Origin of the sequence: Streptomyces sp. NPDC056160 (assembly GCF_042268205.1) — a bacterium.
Classification (GTDB): domain Bacteria; phylum Actinomycetota; class Actinomycetes; order Streptomycetales; family Streptomycetaceae; genus Streptomyces.
In genome coordinates, this window is record NZ_JBHJUW010000115.1 from 22614 (window position 1) to 28613 (window position 6000).

Here is a 6000-nt window from a genome sequence, read left to right on the forward strand (position 1 = left end):
GTCGGTCACGATGGCCACGATCGAGGAGTGCCGTGCCGCACTCGAGAAGCTCTCGGACAGCATGACGGACGCGGACGGGAAGGTCCGTGAGGCGGCCGCCCTGGACCGCTCGGTGAGCTGCCACATCACGGATCTCGACGTCACCTTCGCCGGACGCCTCACCGGCGGCAGGATCGACGTGCGGGACACCGTGCCGGGGCCGCCGCCCGAGAAGGCCCAGATCCGGCTCGCGATGGCCGGCGACGACCTGGTCGCGCTGGTCTCCGGCGGGCTGAACTTCGCCACGGCCTGGGCTTCGGGCCGCGTGAAGCTGGAGGCGAGCCTGCTGGACCTGTTCCGGCTCAGAAAGCTGCTGTGACCGCCTCCCCGGAAGCCGCTGCGACCACTTCTGGGGAAGCCAGTGTGCACCGCTCCCCCGAAAGCCGCGGCGCCCCCTTCCCGGGAGCTGCCGCGGAACCGCTCCCCGGCCGCTAGGGCGTCACGCGCGTGCGTGCCCTGCGTGCCGCCGGCACCACCAGCGGAGTGCCCGTCTCGGGGTCGTCGATGACCTGGCAGCGCAGCCCGAAGACCTCCTCGACCAGTTCCGCGGTGACGATGTCCTTCGGCGCGCCCTGCGCGATGACCTCCCCGCCGCGCAGGGCGATGAGGTGAGTGGCGTAGCGGGCGGCGTGGTTGAGGTCGTGCAGCACGGCGACCAGGGTGCGCCCCTGCTCCTCGTGGAGGTCCGCGCACAGGTCGAGGACGTCGATCTGGTGCTGGATGTCCAGGTACGTCGTCGGCTCGTCCAGCAGCAGCAGCGGCGTCTGCTGGGCGAGGGCCATGGCGATCCACACGCGCTGGCGCTGACCGCCGGACAGCTCGTCGACGTACCGCTCGGCGAGCGCGGTGACCCCGGTCCGCTCCATGGACTCCTGGACGACCCGCTCGTCCTCGGCGGACCACTGCCGCAGGATGCCCTGGTGCGGGTAGCGACCGCGGCCCACCAGGTCGCCGACGGTGATGCCGTCGGGCGCGATCGAGGACTGGGGCAGCAGGCCCAGCGTCCTGGCGACCTGCTTGGCCGGCATCGACTGGATGACCTGACCGTCCAGCAGCACCCGGCCGTCACTGGGCTTGAGCATCCTCGACAGGGCGCGCAGCAGCGTGGACTTGCCGCACGCGTTCGGTCCGACGATCACCGTGAAGGAGTTGTCGGGGATCTCCACCGACAACTCCTCGGCGATGACCCGCTGGTCGTAGGCCAGGGTGACGTTGTCGGCGGACAGGCGGCTCACGGTGCTCCTCGGGTCGGTCACGGTCGTGCTTCGGGTGCTCATATGCGGCCCTTCCTGCGCTCGGCGACCAGCAGCCACAGCAGGTAGGCCCCGCCGAGCACGCCGGTGACCACGCCCACGGGCAGCTGGTCGGCGCCGAACGCCCGCTGCGAGGCCCAGTCGGCGGTGACCAGCAGGGCGGCGCCCATGCACAGGGACGGGACCAGGTTCGGGCCGGGCGAGCGGGTCAGGCGGCGGGCGAGCTGCGGCGCGGTCAGCGCCACGAAGGCGACGGGACCGGCGGCGGCGGTCGCGGCGGCGGTGAGCAGGACGGCGGAGCCCATCAGCAGCAGCCGTACGCGCTCGACACGCACCCCCAGGGCATAGGACACGTCGTCGCCCATCTCCAGCATGTGCAGCCCGCGGGCGTTGGCGAGGACGAGCGGGAGCAGGACGGCGCACAGGGCGAGCAGCGGCCACACCTGCGCCCAGTCGCGGCCGTTGAGGGAGCCGGTCAGCCAGTTCACCGCGCGGGCCGCGTCCGCGAAGTCGGCCTTGGTGATGAGGTAGCCGTTGACGGCGGTGGCGACGGCGTTGACGCCGATGCCGACCAGGACGAGCCGGTAGCCGTGGACACCCTGCTTCCAGGCGAGGAGGTAGATGGCGAGCCCGGTCGCCAGGCCGCCCACGAGCGCGCCGACGGTGACCGCAGCCGCGTTGCCGGACAGCAGCACGATGACGACGAGCGCACCGGCGGTCGACCCCTGCGACAGTCCGAGCACGTCCGGGCTGCCGAGCGGGTTGCGGGCGACGGACTGGAACAGCGCGCCGCCCAGCCCCAGGCAGGCGCCGACCAGCAGGCCGACCAGCACGCGCGGCAGCCGCAGTTCGCGGACGATGAACTCCTGGCCGGGATTGCCCTGGCCGACCAGCGTCTTCAGCACGTCGGAGGCGGGGATCGGGAAGTCGCCGGTGCCGATCAGCACGACGCTCGCGGCGAGCGCGGCGAGCACCAGCAGGACGACGACGGTGAGCGTCCGGGCCTCCAGGCGGAAGGACAGCCCGCCCGGGGTACGGACCGCGCGAGTGCCACCGGGAGTACCGGTGGTGCCGGGGGTCCGTGGGCGGCCGGGGGCGCGTCCGGAGCCGGTGGTGGGGGTGGTCTTCACAGCTGGGTCGTCCTCCGCCGCCGAACGAGCAGGATGAACGCCGGACCGCCGATGAGCGCGGTGACGACGCCGACCTGGACCTCGCCGGGCCGGGCGACGATCCGGCCGATCACGTCGGAGCCGAGCAGCAGCACGGGCGACAGGACCGTGGAGTAGGGCAGGATCCAGCGCAGGTCGGGCCCGGTGAAGGAGCGCACCGCGTGCGGGACCATGAGCCCGACGAAGACGATCGGCCCGCAGGCGGCGGTCGCCGCCCCGCACAGCACGGTCGCGGCGAGCATGGCGAGGGCCCGGGTGCGGTTGAGGTGGGCGCCCAGGGCACGGGCGGTGTCGTCGCCCATCGACATCGCGTTGAGCGGCCGGGCGAGGAGCAGCGCGAGGACGGTGCCGACGACGCAGAACGGCAGCACCTGGACGATGGTCTCGTTCGTGGCGGAGGCCAGGGAACCCACGGTCCAGAAGCGCATCCGGCCCAGCGCCGCGTCGTCCGTGATCATCACGGCCTGGACATAGCCGTAGAGCGCGGCGCCGATCGCGGTGCCGGCCAGTGCGAGCCGTACGGGCGTCGCGCCCCGGCTGCCGCCGAGGAACCACACCAGCGCTCCCACGGCGGCTGCGCCGAGGAAGGCGAACCACACGTAGCCGCGCAGGCTCGTCACGCCGAAGTAGGTGATCGCGGTGACGACGGCGGCCGACGCGCCCGCGTTGATGCCGAGGATCCCGGGATCGGCCAGCGGGTTTCGGGTCAGCGCCTGCAGCACCGCCCCGGCCAGCCCGAGCGCGGCCCCCGCGAGCAGACCGAGCAGGGTACGGGAGAGCCGCTCGCCGACCACGACGTCGCCGTAGGTCCCCGAGTCCTGGAACAGACCGTGCCATACCTGCGCCAGGGACAGCTCCTTCGCCCCGATCGCGATGCTCGCCAGGGCGACGAGCAAGAGGATCGCGGCGGACAGGAGCAGCCCGGCGGCTCGCACTCCGCGACGGGTCGGGGGCGCCGCGGCTGCCGCCGCGCGCTCTTCGGGAGGACTGTCGACCAACACGCAGTTAGGTTAGCCTACCCTCGCTTCGACTTCGACAGTGCGTCACGTTCCGCCCGCCCGCCCGCGCGTGCGTCACAACCCCAGCCGGGCCAGCACCTTCCCGCCGTCCAGCGTGCACGCGCTCTCGCCGCCCGCCGTCCACGCCGCCGCGCACAGCGCGCGCAGTCCGTCCAGCGGCTGCCCGTCGCCGCTCAGCGCCAACGCGTCGCCGCCCGCCGTCGCCGTCCACCCGCCGCACCGGAAACCGTCACCCTCCCGGGTGATTTCCGGCTGCCCGGTGAGCAGGCCCCGCAGATCGGCGTCCACGTACGCCGGCCGGTGCTCCGGCCGAGCGGCGAGCAACCGCGGCCCGTCGGTCACCCCGGTCAGCACGAGCAGCGAGTCCACCCCGCCGTTGAACGCGCCCTCGATGTCCGTGTCCAGCCGGTCCCCCACCACCAGGGGCCGCCGCGCGCCGGTACGCAGGATCGTCTCGCGGTGCATGGGCGGCAGCGGCTTGCCCGCCACCTGCGGGTTTGCACCCGTGGCGATCCGGACGACCTCCACCGCCGCGCCGTTGCCCGGCGCGATCCCGCGCGCGCTCGGAATCGTCAGGTCCGTGTTGGAGGCGTACCAGGGCACCCCGCGCGCGATGGCGTAGCACGCCTCCGCGAAGCGGCCCCACGGCAGGTCGGGGCCGCCGAACCCCTGGGCGACGGCCGCCGGGTCGTCCTCGGCCGACTCCACCGGCTCCAGGCCGCGCTCGCGCAGCGCCACCCGCAGCCCCTCACCGCCGATCACCAGCACTCGCGCGCCCCGCGGAACCTGATCCGCGATCAGCCGGGCCAGCGCCTGCGCCGAGGTGACGACGTCCGCGGCCTCGGCCGCTATCCCCAGGTCGGTGAGGTGCGCGGCCACCGCGTCCGGGGTGCGCAGGGCGTTGTTCGTGACGTACGCCAACCGCATGCCGCCCGAGCGTGCGGCGGCGAGGGAGTCGACGGCATGCGCGATCGCGTCACCCCCCGCGTACACCACCCCGTCCAGGTCGAGCAGGGCCGTGTCGTACGCCTCGCTCAGGGCCCGCCCACTGCCCTCCGGCCTCGTCCTGACGCCCTGACTCATTCCGCATCGCTCCTCGTGGTGCCGGTTTTCCCCCGATCATCCCCCATGCCACTGACACACGTACGATGCCGGGATGAACACAGCAGGTCACTCGCCGGCAACACCGCGCCGCGGCCTCGACCTCACCCCGTTCCGAGGCCTCCGCTACGACCCCGACCGGGTCGGCAGTCTGGCCGCCGTGACATCCCCTCCGTACGACGTCGTCGTACGCCCCGACGGCCTGCACCACCTCCAGTCCGCCGACCCCCACAACATCGTCCGCCTGATCCTGCCGCAGGCCGGCACGCCCACCGCCCGCAACGAGCAGGCGGCCGACACCCTGCGCCGCTGGCTCTCCGAGGGCGTCCTGACCGCCGACCCGCAGCCGGGCCTGTACGTCTACGAGCAGCGGCACGCCGACGGCATGCTGCAACGGGGGCTGATCGGCGCGCTGCGGGTGTCCGACCCCGCCGAGGGCGTGGTGCTGCCGCACGAGGACGTGATGCCCCACGTCGTCGCCGACCGCGCCGCCCTGATGCGCGCGACCAGCGCCAACCTCGAACCCCTGCTGCTCACCTACCGCGGCAACGGCTCGACGGCCGCGACGACCGTGGTCGTCGAACGCGTCGCCGAACAGCCGCCGTTGCTGTCCACGACCACCGAGGACGGTTTCAGCCATCGCCTGTGGGCCGTCACCGACCCCGCCGACCTGGCCGGGGTCCGGGAGGACCTCTCCGGGCACCAGGCTCTGATCGCCGACGGGCACCACCGCTGGGCGACCTACCGGCGCCTGCGCACGGAGCACCCCTCCCCCAGCGCCTGGGACTACGGTCTCGTCCTCCTGGTCGACACCGCCCGCTACCCCCTGCGGGTCCGGGCCATCCACCGCCTGCTGCACGGCCTCCCCGTCGCGGACGCCCTGTCGGCGCTGGCCGGCCTGTTCCGCGTACGGCGGCTGGACGGCTCCGCTCTGCCCGAAGCCCTGGAGGTCCTGGCGGACGCGGCCTGCGCCGGCAACGCCTTCCTGCTGGCCGGCGACGGTTCCTTCCACCTCGTGGACCGCCCGGACCCCGGCCTCCTGGCCCGTACGGTCCCCGCCGACCGCCCGGCCGCCTGGCGCACGCTGGATGCGACGGTCCTGCACGCCTCCCTCCTGAAGCACGTCTGGCACATCCCCGAGGACGATCCCACCCGGATCGCCTACATCCACGACACCGCCGCCACCGTCGCGAAGGCCGAGCGCGACGGCGGAACGGCCGTCCTGCTGCACCCGGTCCGCGAGGACCTGGTGCGCGAACTGGCCCGCCAGGGCGTCACCATGCCTCGCAAGTCGACGTCGTTCGGTCCGAAGCCGGCGTCCGGCCTGGTGCTGCGGGCGCTGGACCTGTGACACACGGGGAGACGCGGGCGGACGCAGGGAGATAAGGACAAGGGGGTGGGCCCCGACCGGATTCCGGT

Annotated in this window: 6 protein-coding genes; 2 read left to right on the forward strand and 4 right to left on the reverse strand. The window is 73.5% G+C overall.

The window, feature by feature from the left end:
• The first annotated feature begins 10 nt into the window (after positions 1-10).
• Entirely contained in the window at positions 11-358 is a 348-nt protein-coding gene (locus ACFC02_RS31720) for an SCP2 sterol-binding domain-containing protein (RefSeq protein ID WP_376364861.1), read from the forward strand.
• Positions 359-470: 112 nt separating this feature from the next.
• Here ACFC02_RS31720 and ACFC02_RS31725 read toward each other — a convergent pair whose 3' ends face one another.
• The 4 genes from ACFC02_RS31725 to ACFC02_RS31740 form a co-directional block, all read right to left on the reverse strand.
• Positions 471-1316 carry an ABC transporter ATP-binding protein gene (locus tag ACFC02_RS31725; protein ID WP_376364864.1) on the reverse strand — a complete coding sequence of 282 codons (846 nt, stop codon included), beginning with the start codon at positions 1314-1316 and terminating at the stop codon, positions 471-473.
• Complete coding sequence (locus ACFC02_RS31730) at positions 1313-2314, reverse strand: FecCD family ABC transporter permease (protein WP_376364879.1); 1002 nt, start codon at positions 2312-2314, stop codon at positions 1313-1315. Before ACFC02_RS31730 ends, ACFC02_RS31725 begins: the two co-directional genes overlap by 4 nt.
• Before the next feature lie 104 nt (positions 2315-2418).
• Positions 2419-3462, reverse strand: a complete 1044-nt coding sequence (locus ACFC02_RS31735) for a FecCD family ABC transporter permease (protein ID WP_376364866.1) — start codon at positions 3460-3462, stop codon at positions 2419-2421.
• A gap of 72 nt (positions 3463-3534) precedes the next feature.
• A complete protein-coding gene (locus ACFC02_RS31740; protein WP_376364868.1) occupies positions 3535-4563 on the reverse strand; it encodes an HAD-IIA family hydrolase in 1029 nt (342 codons plus the stop codon).
• A gap of 73 nt (positions 4564-4636) precedes the next feature.
• On the opposite strand from ACFC02_RS31740, the gene ACFC02_RS31745 reads away from it, so the two are divergent.
• A complete protein-coding gene (locus ACFC02_RS31745) occupies positions 4637-5932 on the forward strand; it encodes a DUF1015 domain-containing protein (RefSeq protein WP_376364871.1) in 1296 nt (431 codons plus the stop codon).
• Positions 5933-6000 lie beyond the last annotated feature (68 nt).